We start from the raw sequence: 16,854 nt of genomic DNA on the forward strand, positions 1-16,854 counted from the left end.
AACCCGCAAACTTGAGCCTGGCACGCCGCCGGACCACAGCCCCGCAGGCGCCCGTTTGCAGGCCGTGCAGGCGCGTCTCGCGCAGGCTGCGGCCGAAGCCGGGCGCAGTGCGGCGGAGATAGGCCTGCTGGCGGTCAGCAAGACCTTCGGCGCGGCGGCGGTGCGCGATCTGGCCGCCTGTGGCCAGCGCGAATTCGGCGAGAATTATGTGCAGGAAGCGCTGGAAAAGCAGGCGGCCCTGCGCGATCTGCCGCTGGTGTGGCATTTCATCGGGCCGATCCAGAGCAACAAGACGCGGGCGATCGCCGAGCACTTCAGCTGGGTGCACAGCATCGACCGCCTGAAGATTGCCGAGCGTCTGTCCGCCCAGCGTCCGGCCGGCTTGCCGCCGCTGCAGGTCTGCATCGAGGTGAATGTCAGCGGCGAAGCGAGCAAGGGCGGGGTGGCGCCGGCCGAGCTGCCCGCGCTGGGGGCGGCGGTGGCGGCGCTCCCCGGCCTGCGCTTGCGCGGCCTCATGGCGATTCCCGCGCCGACCCTCGACTCAGTGGCGCAGCGTGCCGCATTCCGGCAGGTACGTGAACTGTTTGACGATCTGAAAACGCGCGGCCATGCGCTCGACACCCTGTCGATGGGCATGTCGGGCGATCTCGAAGCGGCAATTCTGGAGGGCGCGACCATCGTTCGGGTCGGAACCGCTCTCTTTGGTGAAAGGACCAGGTATGCATAAAGTGAGTTTCATCGGCGGCGGCAACATGGCCGCCGCCATCATCGGCGGTTTGATCGCCAGCGGCACCCAGCCTACCGACATCGAGGTGGTGGAAATCAATGCCGACGCCCGGGCACAGCTGTCCGCGCGCTTCGGCGTCGTGACCCATACGGACTTGTCGCAGGCGCGGCTGCATGGCCTGATCGTGCTGGCGGTCAAGCCGCAGACCCTGCCGGACGTGGCGGCCTCCCTGGCGTCCCGGCTCGCAGGCCATCTGGTGATCTCGATCGTCGCCGGGATTCGCGTGGCTGACCTTGCGCGCTGGCTGGGCGGGCATGGCCGTATCGTCCGCACCATGCCCAATACGCCGGCGCTGGTCCAGGCAGGGGTGACCGGCCTGTATGCGCCGCCGGACGTCGACCAGGACGCGCGCTCGCAGGCCGAAGCGGTCTTGCGGGCCGTGGGCGGCGTGGTGTGGGTCGAGGACGAGTCCTGGCTGGATGCCGTGACGGCGGTATCGGGCAGCGGCCCCGCCTATGTGTTCTATTTCATCGAGTCGCTGGAGGCCGCCGCCGTGGCACAGGGCCTGCCGGCCGCCACGGCGCGCCAGCTGGCGCTGCAGACCTTTTTTGGCGCGGCCAAGCTGGCGCTCGAATCGGGCGAGGAGCCGGCCGTCCTGCGCCAGCGGGTCACGTCCAAGGGCGGCACCACGGAACGCGGCCTCGCGGCCCTGGACGCGGCGTCCGTGAAGGCAGGCATTCGACAGGCTGTGGAGGCGGCCAGCCTGCGCAGCGCCGAACTGGGCGATGAACTGGGGCGACTCGCATGATTGCAGGTGCGTTGACCTTCCTGATCCAGACGCTGGGCAACCTGTTCGTGATTGCCGTATTGCTGCGTTTCATGATGCAGCTGTACCGGGTGCCGTTTCGTAATCCCTTCTCGCAATTCATCGTTGCCGTCACCGATTTTGCGGTCAAGCCCCTGCGCCGTGTGGTGCCGGGCCTGTATGGCCTGGACTGGGCGTGCCTGCTGCTCGCCTGGCTGGTCGAACTGGTGGTGGTGATAGCGAGCTACTGGCTGGATGGCTTTCCATTCGCGCTGGCGGGAGGCAAAGTGTGGCCGGTCATGCTCGGTCTGGCGGCGATACGGCTGGTCAGCCTGACGGTGTACATGATCATCGGCCTGACCCTGGTGCGCGCGGTGCTGTCCTGGGTGAATGCGAATACCCCGCTGATGCCGGTGGTCTATGAGTTGACCGAACCGTTTCTGCGTCCCCTGCGCCGCATCGTTCCGATGGTCGGCCAGGTCGACCTGACGCCGCTGGTGCTGTTCATCCTGTGCCAACTGGTCCTGATGGTGCCGGTATTGGCAATCGAACGGGCTTTGCTTGGCGCACTCTGAGCGGGAGTCTCCTCCAGTCTGGGCGCACCGCAATGGTGCGGACTGGCTGCTGGAGTTGCACGTGCAGCCAGGCGCGAAGGTGACCGCCGCCGTCGGCGAGCATGGCGGCCGCCTGAAACTAAAGATTGCCGCTCCGCCGGTCGATAACAAAGCGAATGCGCATCTGCTGGCCTGGCTGGCCGCGCGACTGGGGCTGCCGAAATCCGCGGTGCGCCTGGTTCGGGGCGAGACTTCGCGGCAGAAGACCGTGGTGGTGTGTGGCGCCGACGCACCCTGGCGTGATATCGAGACAAGCAGTCGAACATGAGTATCCATCTGGAACAGGAAGTCGCCGAGTACAGCGAGCGGCGGTTGCGGCTGGCGACTGCGATCACCGACTACGCCGACTGGCTCGACCGCCAGCACGGCATCGATGCCGAACGCACCCTGCGCCTGGCCGACACCGCAGCAGGCCTGCGCCAGGACAAGCTGGTGGTGGCCTTCGTGGCCGAGTTTTCGCGCGGCAAGACCGAGCTCATCAATGCCCTGTTCTTTGCCAACCACGGCCAGCGCCTGCTGCCGTCCGACGCCGGGCGCACCACCATGTGCCCGACTGAACTGTTCTCGAATCCGGAAGAGGTGCCGAGCCTCTGCCTGTTGCCGATCGAAACGCGCCGCCGCGGCGAATCGCTGGCGCGTTTCAAGCACATGCCGATCGAGTGGTGCCGGGTCTTGCTCGATCCTGCCGATCCGCGCCAGTTGCAGGAAAGCCTGAAAAAACTGACTGAAACCAAATCGATGCCGGCGGTGGATGCCATCGAAATGGGACTATGGAACGGCGAGGACGCCAGCGAGCGCCACTTGCTGCGCGCCGACGGTACCGTGGAGGTGCCGGCCTGGCGCTACGCCATGGTCAATTATCCCCATCCGCTGTTACAGGCCGGGCTGACGATCCTGGACACCCCGGGACTCAATGCGCTGGGCGCCGAACCCGAGCTCACCCTGTCGGTGATTCCGAATGCGCATGCGGTGATGTACCTGCTGGCCACCGATACCGGCGTGACGCGCTCGGATCTCGAAATCTGGCAGAAACACGTCCACCGCCATTCCAACTACCACGTGGCGGTCCTCAACAAGATCGACATGCTGTGGGACGAACTCAAGAGCGACGCCGAAGTGCAGGCGACCATCGAACGCCAGGCCGAAGAAACCGCGCGCGTACTGAAGCTGCCGCGCAGCCGTGTGTTCACCGTGTCGGCGCAAAAAGCGCTGGCGGCCACGATTCGGGGAGATGTGGCGCTGCGCGTGCGTTCCGGTATCGAATCGCTGGAGTATCTGCTGGCGCATCAGGTGATCCCGGCGCGACGCGACATGCTCTACCATGCGGTCAGCCGCGAAGTGGCGGCGCTGCTCGACGAGAGCCGGACCGATCTGGCCGCGCGACTCAAACGCAGCAGCGACGAACTGATCCAGCTGACCCAGTTGTCGGGCAAGAACCGCGAACTGATCGAACAGACGCGCGCCAGCCTGCAACAGGAGAAGGACAGTTACGACGCCACCGCCGACCAGTTCCGCGCGACCCGGAAAATGGTGCAGGGACAGGGTGAACATCTGCTGTCGAACCTGTCTGAAGATACGCTGGATACGATCCTGAAAGCGGCCCGCGACGCCATGGAAAACAGCTGGACTACACGCGGACTGACCAGCGGCATCCGCCACCTGAGCGAAGAAATGGGCGGCCGCTTCCAGCAGGCGACCCGTCTGGCGGACAACATGCTCGATGCGCTCGATCAGGCCTATATGCGGTTTCACCGCAAGCACAATCTGCCGAAGATGCAGGTGCCGCGGCTCGATCTGGGCGCCTACCGCAACCGGCTGGACGCGCTGACCCGCGAGACGGACGCCTTCTGCAAGGATCCCGCCAACCTGATGCTGGAAAAACGTTTCATGATCCGGCGTTTTTATGCCGGCCTGGCCGAGGAGGCGCGCAAGGCATTCAAGCTCGCGCGGCTGGAGGCGGAGCGCTGGCTGCGTATCGCGCTCGATCCCATCATGACGCGCATCCGCGAGCACAAACAGTATCTCGACACGCGGCTGGCCAGCCTGCAGCGTATCCTGGAAAACATGGGCACGCTGCACAGCCGCATGGCGCAGATCAAGCAGGAGATCAGCACGCTACGCCACGACAAGCTCGAACTCGCCCGCATGGCCGAGCAACTCGCGGCTTAGGGTTCCGCCAGACTTGACTAGCCGTTCAGGCGCTCCAGCAGTACCGAGGTCTTGTCCGGGTCGGTGTTCTTCAGCAATCGCTGCGTAGCCGAAGTCAATTCATCCAGGTGGGATTTCAGCACCTGCTGCTTGACCTGCAGCAGGCTGGCGGGCTGCATCGAAAACGTCCGCAGCCCCAGCCCCAGCAACAAGCGCGTCAGCAGCGGATCGCCCGCCATTTCCCCGCATACCGAAACCGGTTTGCCGGCCTTGTCGCCGGCTCGGATGGTCAGCTGGATGAGGTTGAGCACCGCGGGATGCAGCGGATCGTACAGATGCGCGACGCTGTCGTCGGCGCGGTCGATCGCCAGCGTGTACTGGATCAGGTCATTGGTGCCGATCGACAGGAAGTCGAGCTGCTCGGCGAAGAAGCTGGCCGAGAGCGCGGCGGCGGGAACTTCGATCATGCCCCCGAGCAGGATGCCTTCGTCGAATTTCAGCCCGTCCTTGCGCAGTGAGGCCTTGGCCTCGTCGATGCGTTGCAGGGTCTGCCGCAACTCCATGAAACTTGCCAGCATGGGAATGAGGATGCGTACCTGGCCATGGACCGATGCCCGCAGGATCGCGCGCAACTGGGCATGGAACAGGCCGGGTTCGGCCAGGCACAGGCGGATTGCGCGCAATCCCAGTGCCGGGTTGTCGGCCACGGTGTGGCCCCACGGCGCTTGCTTGTCGGCGCCCAGGTCAAGCGTGCGGATGGTGACCGGCTTGCCGTCCAGCGCCTCGGCCACCGCCTTGTAGGATTCGTATTGTTCTTCCTCGCTCGGCAGGTCGCTGCGGTTGAGGAAGAGGAACTCGCTGCGGAACAGGCCGATGCCGTGCGCACCCGCGGCCTTCACCGCGTCGATGTCGGAGAGCAACTCGATGTTGGCCATCAGTTCGACCGGCGTGCCGTCCAGGGTGGCCGATTTGCTGGTCTTCAACCGCTTGAGCTTGTCGGTATCGATGCGCCATTGATTCTGCCGCAGCCGGTATTCGGCCAGCACCGACTCGTCCGGATTGACGATCACCACGCCGTCGCGGCCATCGACGATCAGCAGGTCGTGGTCGCGGATCAGGCCGCGCCCATTGTGCAGCGCCATCACCGACGGCATGCCCATGCTGCGCGCCAGGATCGCCGTATGCGACGTGGTGCCGCCGAGATCGGTGATGAAGGCGGCGAAATGCACGTTCTTGAAGATGACCATGTCGGCCGGCGACAGCTCGTGCGCGACCAGGATGCGTTCGCTGTCGAAGTCGACGTCCAGCGGCAGGTGGCTGGGGTGGCCCATCAATGCCTTCAGCACGCGCTGAACCACCTGCACCACGTCTTCCTGGCGGCTGCGCAGATAGGCGTCGTCGATTTCCTCGAAGCGTGCCACCAGCGCTTCCATCTGCTGCGCCAACGCCCACTCGGCGTTGCACTGGGTTTCGCGGATCAGCTTCTTGGGCGCCTCGGCGATCATCGAGTCGCCGAGGAACATCAGGTGCATGTCGAGGAAGGCCGACAGTTCGGCCGGCGCATTGGGCGGGATGTGGCTGCGCAGGACCTCGAGCTCGGCGCGGGTGGCGAAGATGGCCTCGTCGAAGCGCGCCAGCTCGTCCTTGATGTACTTGCGGTCGAGCATGTATTGCGGCACTTCGACGCGCGCGTTGGAGGCGAGGTGCGCATAGCCGATGGCGATGCCGCCCGAGACGCCGATGCCGTGCAGCGAGAAGCTCACAGTTCCTCCCCGAAACCGCTGGAAATCAGGCCGGCCAGTGCGTCGATGGCTTCCACCTCGTCGTCGCCGTCGGTCTCCAGGGACACGGTCGTCCCCTTGGCCGCGGCCAGCATCATGACGCCCATGATGCTCTTGGCATTGACGCGACGGCCATTGCGCGACATGAACACATTGCTCTTGAAGCTCGACGCCAACTGCGTCAGCCGGGCCGACGGGCGCGCATGCAGGCCCAGTTTGTTGACGATTTCAACGTCCCGTTGCTGCATGGCACATGGTCTCGGAAATATGGTTGATGCTGTTGCGGCCGCCTTCGACGATGCGCTCGATGAGCTGCGGCAATGCCAGGGTATCGCGGTAGTTCAGCGCCTTCAGCAGCATCGGCAGGTTGACGCCGGAAACGCCTTCGATATGGGCGGGTTCGAGCAGGCGGCACAGCGTATTGCTGGGCGTGGCGCCGTACACGTCGGTCAGTACCAGGATGCCGTCGCCTTCGTCCAGCTCGGACAGGCGGGACTGCAAGGCCTTCTGCCGCTCGTCGGGGTCGGCATGGCCGATGAAATCAATCGTGGCGAGGCCGCGCGGGCGCTGTCCCAGCACGTGGGTGGCGCACTCGACCAGGCTGTCGGCAAGCGACCCGTGGGCGACGATGAGAATGCCTATCATGGGGTGGATGTCAGGCCAAAAACGACATTCTAGCGAAGCCGGGCTTTCATTGCTGGCGAGACATGGATTTGCCCGGCGGCGTCTACCGCCAGATAGTCGGCGATACCCAGCCGGGACGCGTTGTCGGCCAGCCGGGCGGCGCCGTCGATGAAGAGCGGTTTGGACAGCGCGTCCGAACGTGTCCCGGCATGATCGCCCGACACCAGGATCGTGACCGATTGCATGCCGGATGCCGGCCAGCCGGTGCGTGGATCGATCAGGTGGCAGTAGCGATGCCCACCGGCCTCGAAATAGCGCTGGTAATCGCCCGAGGTGCCGATTGCATCGCCGTCGTGCAGGTCCAGTGTCGCCAGCGTGCCGGGCTTGCGCGGGTGCTGGATGCCGACGCGCCATGGACGGTCGCCATGCTGTCCCAGCGCGATGACATTGCCGCCGATGTTCACCAGTGCGTTTTTGATGCCGTGGGATGTCAGGATGCGAACGGCCTCATCCAGTGCGTAGCCTTTGGCGTAGCCGCCGAGATCCAGCTGGACGGCCGGATTGTCGCTCCAGACCTGGTCGTGTTCGATATGCAGGTCTTCCATGCGCGGCGCTGCCTTCACCCAGCGTGCAATGGCGGCGGCATCCGGTACGTTCCCCTGCGGCGTGTCGGCATGGAATCCCCACAATGCAATCAGGTTGCCGATGGTTGGGTTGAACAGGTCGTTCGACCGGGCCGAAATCGTTTGGGCGTCACGCAGCATGGCGGCGAGCTCGGGGGAGACGGGAATGCGCGCCCCTTTGGCCAGTCCGGCGTTGAGCCGCGACAGTTCGCTCGGTTGCCAGGCATGCAATTGGTGATGCAGTGCATCGAAACGCGCCAGTACGGCGGCGATCGCCTGCTGGGCCTGCGTTTCCGGTGCGTCGTAGACACTGATTTCGACCAATGTGCCGAATACGTAGGATTGCTGCTGAACCAGTGGCGGCGAACTGCAGGCGGCCAGGGCGAGGGGCATGAGCAGCAGCCACAGAATGAGCCGTGCGATGCGTCCATTTAGGGCGCTGGCGTTCGACGTGGCAGGGTTCACAACAGCATTCTCAGCTTGCGGCCACCGGCAACGGAAAACCCCTCACGCTCATAAAACGCCAGCGTCCTGTCGAATTGCGGAAGCGGCGGAGTGGTGACTTCCAGCCGTTTCCATCCTCGCGCCGTGCCGTATGCCCTGGCTTCGGAAACCAGCCGCATTCCCAGACTGCGGGTGCGGTATGCCGGGCGAACGTACAGTTCCGGGATCGTGCCGAAAGCGCCTTCGGCATACAGCGCGTGGCATTCGCAGAGCGCCACGAAGCCGACCGGATCGCCATTGGCAGGCCGGACCACAAAGACGACATAGGTCCCGTTGGCCAGGTATGCCTCCAGTCTTGCGGTCGTTTCCTGGAGATTGAAGTTGAAAGCCTGGGTGTCGATCGCGTTCATGATTTCCACGAGCAATTCGCCGACCAGGACGGCAATCGCGGGGGCATCCTTCGTATGGGCCTGCCGGATCAGGATGTCGGCGGTCATCCCGGCGACTGTTCGGCGAGCCGGGTGTGCTCGACCGCGGCGATGAATTGTGCGGCAACGTCGTGCCCGGTCTGCGCGGCGATTTCCTGGAAACCGGTCGGACTGGTGACGTTGATTTCGGTGAGGCAGTCGCCGATCACGTCGAGCCCGGCGAGGAAGATGCCGTGGTGTTTCGCCCACGGCGCGATGGTTTCGGCGATCTCGCGGTCGCGCGCGGACAGGGGTTGCGCACGGGCCGTGCCGCCTGCGGCGAGGTTGCCGCGCGTTTCGCCCGCCAGGGGAATGCGCGCCAGCGCCCATGGCACCACCTCGCCGTCGATCAGGAGGATGCGTTTGTCGCCGTCCTTGATTGCCGGCAGATAGCGCTGCGCCATGATGGCGCGGCGACCGCGTTGCGTCAGTGTTTCGAGAATGGCGTTGCGATTGAGGTCGGATTGCGTCAGGCGGAAGATGCCGCTGCCGCCCATTTCGGTGAGGGGCTTGACGATGATGTCCTGGTGCTCGGCGAGGAAACGCCCGATATTTGTGGCATTGGCGGCAACCAGGGTGGGGGCGACGAATTGCGGAAAATTGAGGATCGCCAGTTTCTCGTTGAAATCGCGCAGGGCGGCCGGCCGGTTCAATACGTGCGCGCCATTGGCTTCGGCGATGCCGAGCAGATGGGTGGCCAGCAGATAATCGGTGTCCACCGGCGGGTCGGTGCGCATCACCACGGCGTCGAAATCCTTCAGGGCGCGAACATCGCTTTGCGTGGCGCGGTACCAATCGTCGTCGGCGCATATTTCAAGCGCGACGCTGGCCGTACAGGCGATGCCGCTTGCGATGTGCAATTGGCTGGCCTCGGCAGCGAACACGGCATGGCCGCGCGCCACGGCGGCGCGCATCATGGCCACCGAACTGTCCTTGTAAGGCTTGAGGCCGGCCAGGGGATCGACGATGAACAGCAGTTTCATGCAGCGGCAACCGCGTTTTCGGTGTTCTCGGCCTCGTTGAGCGCTTCGTCGAGCTCGATGCTGGCGGCCAGCATCGCCAGCCGCGCAATCACCCCGTAGGCGTAGAAGCGGTTGGGCGCGGCGTCGGGGTTGGCGCTGCGGTCGGGCGTCAGGCAGGTGTCGTCGAACGCCAGGGGCACGAAATGCATGCCGGGGCTGTTGAGGTTCTCGTCCGACCCGCGCCCGGTGTGCACGCGGTAGAAACCGCCGACGACGAAATGGTCGAGCATGTAGACCACCGGTTCGGCGACCGCGCCGTTGATGCTTTCGAAGGTATAGACCCCTTCCTGGATCAATACCTCGCTGAAGGCGAGCCCTTCCTTGCCGACCGCCATCTTGTTGCGCTGCTTGCGGTTGAGTTCGCGCACGTCGTCCGGCGATTTCACCGTCATGATCCCCATGCCATAGGTGCCGGCGTCGGCCTTGACGATGACGAAGGGCGGCTGGTCGATGCGGTACTCGTCGTATTTGAGCTGAATCTTGTCCAGCATCTCGCCCACTTTCTCGGCCAGGCATTCTTCGCCCTGGCGCGCCTGGAAGTCGATCTTGCCGCAGTGGTTGAAATAGGGGTCGATCAGCCAGGGGTCGATGCCGACCAGCCGGGAGAATTCGCTGGCGACGTGCTGGTAGGCCGCGAAATGGCTCGACTTGCGGCGGGTCGCCCAGCCGGCGTGCAGCGGCGGCATGATGGTCTGCTCGATGCCCTTGAGGATATCGGGCACGCCCGCCGAAAGGTCGTTGTTGAGCAGCACTGCGCAGGGGTCGAAGCCCTCCAGCCCGACGCGGTCGCCCTTGCGGACGAGCGGCTCCAGCGTGAGACGCCCGCCGGCTGGCAGTTCCAGCGTGGTCGGCTGGGTGATCTCGGGAATCAGGGTGCCGATGCGCACGATCAGACCGGTCTGGCGCAGGATGTGCGCGAGCACCGCGACGTTCTGCAGGTAGAAGGTATTGCGCGTGTGGTTCTCCGGGATCAGCAGCAGGCGCTGGGCGTCGGGGCAGATCTTTTCCACCGCGCCCATTGCCGCGTGGATGGACAGCGACATGAACGACGGGTTGAGGTTGTTGAAGCCGCCCGGAAACAGATTGGTGTCGACCGGGGCCAGCTTGAAGCCTGCATTGCGGATGTCAACCGAGGTATAGAACGGCGCCGACTGTTCCTTCCATTGCTGGCGAAACCAGTGCTCGATGGTCGGCTGGGCATCGAGCAGGCGTTTTTCCAACTCCAGCAGCGGGCCAGTGAGTGCAGTGGTGAGGTAAGGAACCATAGAATAGGGCTTTCGAAGAAGGTTTTATTTTAGGCCAAGCCGGATGTTTGACATCGTTTTGTTTCAGCCCGAGATTCCGCCCAACACCGGCAACCTCATCCGCCTTGCGGCCAACACCGGTTGCCGCCTGCATCTGGTCGAGCCGCTGGGCTTCGACCTGTCGGACAAGCAGGTGGCGCGCGCCGGGCTGGATTACCACGACATGGCCTGCGTCACGGTGCATGCCGGCTGGGACGCGGTACAGGTGGCCCTGGCCGACCGGCGCTGGTTTGCGCTCACCACCAAGGGCAGCGCACGCTATGCCGATATCGCCTTTCGGCCGGACGACGTGCTGCTGTTCGGCCCGGAGTCGCGCGGCCTGCCTCCGGATATCCTGGGACAGTTCGACGCGGGCCATCGCCTGCGCCTGCCGATGCTGCCTGGCTCGCGCAGCATGAACCTGTCCAATGCCGTCAGCGTGGTCGTGTTCGAGGCCTGGCGCCAAAACGGCTTTACGGGCGGCGCCTAAGCCCGCAGCACGTAAGGCTGCATCCTCTCGCATACCTTGGACATCACCTGTCTCGATTGACTCGCCTGGCGTCCCATGGTTCGGGTCTTGCCTGTCTGCGCGTGAATTCCAGATAGGTCGCGGCGCTAAAGTTTACGTGGGGGAAGACGATATTAAAGATAACGTTATCTATATATGTCATTTATCTTGAATGGTCCGCCGGATAACGTATCGAGAAATAACAGATAGTTGAGGAAGGTATGCGCGTCAATTTGCCCATTACGAATAGTGAATATGAATTGAGCGACGGCGTGTCGCTGGTCTCCAGGACCGATCTGAAGGGGCGAATCATCTACGCAAACCTCGCCTTCATGGAGGCAAGCGGCTTTAGCGAAGCCGAATTGCTCGGGAAACCCCATAATCTTGTCCGCCACCCGGACATGCCGGAAGAAGCGTTTTCGGATCTCTGGGCTACCGTGAAAGCCGGCTTGCCCTGGAGCGGCGTGGTGAAGAACCGACGCAAGAATGGGGATTTCTACTGGGTGTTCGCCAACGTGACGCCGGTGCATGAAAACGGCGCGACGAACGGTTACCTGTCGGTTCGAACCAAGCTGTCGCGGGCACAGATAGCTGAAGCCGAGCACCTTTATCGCCAATTCAAGGAGGGCCGGGCGGACCATATGGCGATCCGGCATGGCATGGTCGTCCGTACAGGGCTGCTTGGCCGGTTGATGTCTTTCCGGCGTATTCCGGTCAATCAGCGCATTGCGTTGAGCACCGGGATCGGCGCGGCCTTGATGCTGGGGGTCGGCCTGTTCGGCGGGTGGGAAACCCGCGACCTGGCCAAGGCGGCCGGCGTGCAGAGTGCGTTACCTGCATTGATGGTGACGGCAGGCGGAATCGGTGCGCTCCTGACGCTGTCGTTCGGTTATTTCATCTCGCGCACGATCCTGCGTCCGCTGGACCGTGCGTTGGGCGTCGCACACGCGATCGCAGGCGGCGATCTGTCACTTCAGTTCGAGGTGTCAGCCTGGGACGAGACCGGCCAGCTGATGCGTGCGCTGACCCAGATGAAGGCCAACATGGTCGGCGCGGTGTCCGATATCGGCTTGAACGTCGAGAGCATCAGGATTGCGGCCAGCGAGATCGCTTCCGGCAACGCAGACCTGTCTGGGCGTACCGAATCGCAGGCATCGAGCCTTGAGGAAACCGCCAGTTCCATGGAAGAGCTCACCAGCGCGGTGAAGCAGAATGCCGAGCATGCGCGCCATGCCAACCAGCTGGTCGGCTCGACTGCCGAGATTGCTGCCAAGGGCGGGGCGATGGTTGGACAGGTGGTCGACACCATGGCCTCGATCAGTGCCAGTTCGAAGAAAATTGCCGATATCATCGGCGTGATCGACGGTATCGCCTTCCAGACCAATATCCTGGCGCTGAACGCCGCCGTGGAGGCGGCGCGCGCCGGGGAACAGGGGCGCGGTTTCGCCGTGGTCGCGGGCGAAGTCAGGAGCCTGGCGCAGCGTTCCGCCGGCGCCGCCCGCGAGATCAAGTCGCTCATTGGCGATTCGGTGGAAAAGGTCGATCTGGGCAGCAAACTGGTGGGCGAAGCGGGCGGGGCCATGGAGGACATCGTCACTTCGGTGGAACTGGTGGCCGAACTCATGAGCGGGATTGCCACGGCAAGCCAGCAGCAGAGCGCCGGCATCGAGCAGGTCAATCAGGCAGTCGGGCAGATGGACGAAATGACCCAGCAGAATGCCGCGCTGGTGGAGCAGGCCGCAGCGGCGGCAGAGAGCCTGCATGAGCGGGCGGACAAACTTGCCCAGGCGGTAAGCATGTTCCGCCTGCAGCGTGGTGGAACGTCAGTCCGACCCGAGCGTGCCGCGCGGCCGGTTTTGCACATGTCGGCCCGGACGACCCGGATGCCGGACGCCTCCAGGGCCATACCGGAAAAGCGGGCGGCCGCGCGCTAGCCAAGGCCGCCTGCCGCTATCAGGTGCAGGCGGTTTGGTCGATAATCGTGGCGCCCTGCCCGCTGCGAGCCTGCAGCCAGGCGATCAGTTCGTTCAAAGGAAGAGGCCGGCTCAGGTGGTAGCCCTGGGCTTGCTCGCATCCCATGCTGGCCAGCAGGGCCAAGGCTTCCGCATCCTCCACGCCTTCCGCGATGACGCGCAGTCCCAGGCTGTGGGCCAGGGCGACAGTGGACCGCACGATGATCGCGTCCTGGGTGTTGCCGTTCATGCCCATGACGAATGAACGGTCGATCTTCAGGGCGCTGAGCGGGAGGCGCCTCAGATAGGCCAGGGAGGAATAGCCTGTGCCGAAATCGTCGACGGCGATGTTCACGCCCATGGCCGCGATTTCCTGCAGCAACGCGACCGAACTGTCCGGGTCGTGCATCAGGGCGGTCTCGGTCAGTTCCAGCTCGACTTCCTGTTCTGGGATGCCATGCCGGGTGATGGCATCCGCAAGCCGGGCCACGTAGTGGGCGTCCATCAGGTTGCGTACGGAAAGATTGATGGCCACGGGTTGCGTATACCCCAGGTCGTGCAGGCGCCGTTTGTCCGCCAGCGCCAGGTCCATGATGGCGGTCGTAAAGGGGTGGATGACGTCGTTCATTTCCACCAGATGGATGAAGGCGCCGGGATACAGCAGACCGCGGCGGGGGTTCTGCCAGCGCACCAGCGCCTCGAAACCGGTAACCTGTCCGCTCGCAATGTCCAGCTTGGGTTGGTAGTGAAGCACCAATTCCCCGCCTTGGACCGCCTGCACCAGTTCGCTGGCGAGGGCGAGACGGTCCGGGCTGTAATTGTCGAAACTGCGGTCGTAGACCACGACACCGGCCGTCAGTGTCTTCGCCTGATACATGGCCACATCCGCCGCCCGCAACAGCGCATGGCTACTCTCGCCGTGTTCCGGGTGGTACGCCACGCCCACGCTGACGCCAACCTGCAAGGCCATGCCATCCACCATAAAAGGCCTGCGCAGCACCGTCGTCACATGTTTGGCCAGCGTGACGGCATCGGTTTTGTCATGCAGTCCCGTGAGCAGTACGGCGAATTCATCTCCACCCAGGCGACAAACCAGGGCATGCGTGCCAGACAGGGCGTCTTGCAGCCGCGGGCCGATATGCGTCAGCAGGTGATCGCCAACGTGGTGACCCAGGGTGTCATTGATTTCCTTGAAGTGGTCCAGATCCAGTAGCAGGAGTGCGGTCAGCCCGTCGGGAGCCTGCTCGATCCGGGCGGCGAATTCCTCATGCAGGACCGAGCGATTGGGCAAAGCGGTGAGACTGTCGTGTTTGGCCTGGAAGCCCAGGCTGACGACATGGCGCGAATTGGCGATGGCCAAGGCGACGGTATTGCTGAAGGCGTTCAAGGTTTCCAGTTCCACATCGCTGAAGGTCCGCTGCTCGCGGTATGCCAAATTGATGCAGCCCAGTGCCTGCTCGTGATAAATCATGGGAATGATGAGTGCCGAGTTCAGATTCGCCGCTATCAAAACATTCTTCAGATCAGTCGGAACACGGTCGTCGTGGGAAAGATCGTTGCTGGCCAGCAAGCGCTTTTGAGTCACCGCCTGGCCGCTGTGGCTTCCCGCTACGGGCAGATTGACGATCAGCCGCAATATCCGCTCCTCGAAGCCGCGATGGGCCACCAGGTCCAACCGGGCGGCATCCGCAGACAGCAGATAGATCGCGATACTCGGCGCATGGCTCAGGCCGAGCAGGGCCTCCATGGTTTCCTGGAGGATCGCATCCAGTTTCAGGGAGGCGTGCAGGCGATTGGACAACTGGTTGATGAGACGTAGATGTTCGTTGCGTTCGATCAGGGCCTGGCGCGACAGCATCAATTCGGCCTCGGCTTTCTTGCGTTCGCTGATGTCGCGCACGGTCGCCAGGATGTGCGGTTCGTCCCCGATCGTGACGATGTTCAAGGTCACTTCCGCATCGAAGGGCGAGCCATCGTAACGTTGGTGGCGCCATTCGAAGAACTGGGTTTCACCGCCGAAGGCCGCCGTGATTTTTTCCTGCGCCTTGGTCTTGGACAGGCGGCCATCCGGCTGGAACTCGGGGGAATACCGATAAGGCGTGGTGCCGATGATCTGCTCGCGCGTGCAGCCGAACATCTCCAGCGTGGCCGGGTTGCAATCCACGAAGTACTCCCCCTTCATCAGGAAGATGCTGTCGCCCGCACGTTCGAACAGGGTGCGATAGCGCGCCTGGCTGTCGCGCAGACTGGCCTGGGTCTGCTTTTGCGCAGACAGATCCGCTGCGACTCCCAGGAAACCTTCGATTTTTCCATCCGGGCCATGCAAGGGGGTGACCGACAGCCGCACCGGAATACGGCTTCCATCCCTGCGCAGATAGGTCCACTCGCGCTCCTCGGATTGGCCGCGCCTGGCCTTGGCGACAAAGGCATCAAACCCGGGCTGGATCGGTTCGCCCAGTTCCTGGGTGAGCGCTGCCGCGTGCTGACGTATTTCGTCCGTGTCGTGGAAGAGGGCCGGCGTCTGCTTGCCGATCACCTCGTCCGCTGCATACCCGAGCATGCGCTGGGCTGCCGCGTTGAAGCTGACAATGATGCCGGCGGTATCGGTGGAGATGATGCTGTAATCGGCACTGTCCAAGACGGCCTGTTGCCAGGCGGAAAGATGCGCGACGGCTGCGTCGGACTCGATCTGGCGTGCCAGTGAGCGCCGATAGATCCATGTGCCGCCCAGCAGGAAGACGATGAGCAGCAGGCTGGCCAACAGCAGCCGCTGCAGCCAGTTGTATACGATGGCATGCCAGGGAATCAGCGAGCCGGCCAGCAGGCCATACTCGTCTATGCGTTCGTAGACGAGATAATGGTGTCCCTGATTACGCGGAAGATTGATACTCATCGCGCCGCGTTCGCGCTTCGCTGCGGCAAGCTGGCGAAGGGTTTCCGGCGAGACCGGCTGGCCATATGTACGTTGGATCGTGGCGCGTGGTTCGCCCGCGGGCAGCGGATAGAAATATTGCAGGTAATGGTCGTCGCGCAGCAGCCCCATCTGGATCTCGGGCGGCAGGGTCGTGTGCGCCCACAAGGTGGTACCGCCCTCGATCGAATACCCGGCCGTCATGACTGCGACCAGCCGGCCCTGCGAATCGAGAATGGGCACCCGCACAGGGTTTACCCAGAGATTCAAGGCTTTCATGTAGTACGGCCGGCCGAGCTGGATATGGCCGGAACGGATACAGGCGAGGAAACTGTCGCGGGTTTCGGGTTGGTTCAGCAGGTTGGGCAAGGGTTTGCCATCCGGGACGCCACTGACCAGGATGAGTTGTCCATCGGGCCTGGCCAGCCCCAACCCGGCCATGCCCGGGTCGATCGATTTCATGCGCTCGATGAGTTCGCGCCCGCGGGAGGGTGATTGCAAAGCGCCCTGGGCGATGAGTTCGCTACCCAGGCCGCGCAGGACCAGTTCATAGTTTTTCAACGTGGTGCGCGTGTTCTGCACCAGGATGCTGTTGAAATAACGCAATTGCGCCTCGATATCCCGTTTCGCATCGAACCAATGCCGGGTAACGGCGATGAAATAAGCCAGCACGAAGAACCCGATCAAGGCATAGAACAGGCCGCGCAGAGGTCTGGGGTCGTTCTTGGATAGCGGTTTGACGGAGCTGCTCATGCTGATGGAGGCCTAGGGGGCGAATCCTTTGTTCGTTGTGTTGTGAGGCAGCCTGTCCGATGTGTAACGGACATTGTTAAATGGACTGTAGCCGGGCGCCTGCACTACGACAAGCGCCGTTTTAAGGTGGGCGTCGGGTCGATTCTGCCTGCGATATAGGCGAGGTGGCTTTCGAAAGGCGTGAGGCCGGCG

The 16,854-nt window shown here is 63.5% G+C and carries 15 protein-coding genes; 7 read left to right on the top strand and 8 right to left on the bottom strand.

From position 1 onward, the window contains the following. Positions 1-55: 55 nt before the first annotated feature. The 5 genes from ABT23_RS00005 to ABT23_RS00025 are packed head-to-tail and all read left to right on the top strand — an operon-like array spanning position 56 to position 4,315. On the top strand, positions 56-727 hold the full coding sequence (locus ABT23_RS00005; protein WP_296629710.1) for a YggS family pyridoxal phosphate-dependent enzyme: 672 nt from the start codon (positions 56-58) through the stop codon (positions 725-727). After that, on the top strand, positions 720-1,535 hold the full coding sequence (proC, locus tag ABT23_RS00010; RefSeq protein ID WP_296629503.1) for a pyrroline-5-carboxylate reductase: 816 nt from the start codon (positions 720-722) through the stop codon (positions 1,533-1,535). Before ABT23_RS00005 ends, proC begins: the two co-directional genes overlap by 8 nt. Continuing rightward, positions 1,532-2,107, top strand: a complete 576-nt coding sequence (locus ABT23_RS00015; RefSeq protein WP_296629506.1) for a YggT family protein — start codon at positions 1,532-1,534, stop codon at positions 2,105-2,107. The genes proC and ABT23_RS00015 overlap by 4 nt, the downstream gene beginning before the upstream one ends. Continuing rightward, complete coding sequence (locus tag ABT23_RS00020; protein WP_296629509.1) at positions 2,094-2,414, top strand: DUF167 domain-containing protein; 321 nt, start codon at positions 2,094-2,096, stop codon at positions 2,412-2,414. Before ABT23_RS00015 ends, ABT23_RS00020 begins: the two co-directional genes overlap by 14 nt. Continuing rightward, positions 2,411-4,315, top strand: coding sequence for a dynamin family protein (locus ABT23_RS00025; RefSeq protein ID WP_296629511.1), 1,905 nt, complete (start codon positions 2,411-2,413; stop codon positions 4,313-4,315). Before ABT23_RS00020 ends, ABT23_RS00025 begins: the two co-directional genes overlap by 4 nt. Positions 4,316-4,332: 17 nt before the next feature. Here ABT23_RS00025 and ptsP read toward each other — a convergent pair whose 3' ends face one another. Genes ptsP through gshA form a run of 7 tightly spaced genes read right to left on the bottom strand, consistent with a single transcriptional unit; the run spans position 4,333 to position 10,520 of the window. Then, positions 4,333-6,057, bottom strand: a complete 1,725-nt coding sequence (ptsP, locus tag ABT23_RS00030; protein ID WP_296629513.1) for a phosphoenolpyruvate--protein phosphotransferase — start codon at positions 6,055-6,057, stop codon at positions 4,333-4,335. Then, on the bottom strand, positions 6,054-6,323 hold the full coding sequence (locus ABT23_RS00035; RefSeq protein ID WP_018507122.1) for an HPr family phosphocarrier protein: 270 nt from the start codon (positions 6,321-6,323) through the stop codon (positions 6,054-6,056). The genes ptsP and ABT23_RS00035 overlap by 4 nt, the downstream gene beginning before the upstream one ends. Beyond that, entirely contained in the window at positions 6,304-6,720 is a 417-nt protein-coding gene (locus ABT23_RS00040) for a PTS sugar transporter subunit IIA (RefSeq protein WP_296629515.1), read from the bottom strand. Before ABT23_RS00040 ends, ABT23_RS00035 begins: the two co-directional genes overlap by 20 nt. A 29-nt stretch (positions 6,721-6,749) precedes the next feature. Further along, complete coding sequence (locus tag ABT23_RS00045; RefSeq protein WP_296629517.1) at positions 6,750-7,787, bottom strand: FAD:protein FMN transferase; 1,038 nt, start codon at positions 7,785-7,787, stop codon at positions 6,750-6,752. Beyond that, on the bottom strand, positions 7,784-8,263 hold the full coding sequence (locus ABT23_RS00050; RefSeq protein WP_296629519.1) for a GNAT family N-acetyltransferase: 480 nt from the start codon (positions 8,261-8,263) through the stop codon (positions 7,784-7,786). Before ABT23_RS00050 ends, ABT23_RS00045 begins: the two co-directional genes overlap by 4 nt. Then, a complete protein-coding gene (gene gshB / locus ABT23_RS00055; RefSeq protein WP_296629520.1) occupies positions 8,260-9,216 on the bottom strand; it encodes a glutathione synthase in 957 nt (318 codons plus the stop codon). Before gshB ends, ABT23_RS00050 begins: the two co-directional genes overlap by 4 nt. Continuing rightward, complete coding sequence (gene gshA / locus ABT23_RS00060; protein WP_296629522.1) at positions 9,213-10,520, bottom strand: glutamate--cysteine ligase; 1,308 nt, start codon at positions 10,518-10,520, stop codon at positions 9,213-9,215. Before gshA ends, gshB begins: the two co-directional genes overlap by 4 nt. A 43-nt stretch (positions 10,521-10,563) precedes the next feature. Between gshA and ABT23_RS00065 the strand changes: the two genes are divergently transcribed. Both ABT23_RS00065 and ABT23_RS00070 read left to right on the top strand, forming a co-directional pair. Beyond that, positions 10,564-11,028: a tRNA (cytidine(34)-2'-O)-methyltransferase gene (locus ABT23_RS00065; RefSeq protein ID WP_296629525.1), complete on the top strand. Its 465-nt coding sequence runs from the start codon at positions 10,564-10,566 to the stop codon at positions 11,026-11,028. Between the two features lie 239 nt (positions 11,029-11,267). After that, a complete protein-coding gene (locus ABT23_RS00070) occupies positions 11,268-12,980 on the top strand; it encodes a methyl-accepting chemotaxis protein (RefSeq protein WP_296629527.1) in 1,713 nt (570 codons plus the stop codon). Positions 12,981-12,999: 19 nt separating this feature from the next. Here ABT23_RS00070 and ABT23_RS00075 read toward each other — a convergent pair whose 3' ends face one another. Further along, positions 13,000-16,662: an EAL domain-containing protein gene (locus ABT23_RS00075; RefSeq protein WP_296629528.1), complete on the bottom strand. Its 3,663-nt coding sequence runs from the start codon at positions 16,660-16,662 to the stop codon at positions 13,000-13,002. Positions 16,663-16,854: the final 192 nt, after the last annotated feature.

Source organism: Thiobacillus sp. SCN 63-57 (assembly GCF_001725555.1).
Classification (GTDB): Bacteria; Pseudomonadota; Gammaproteobacteria; order Burkholderiales; family Thiobacillaceae; genus Thiobacillus.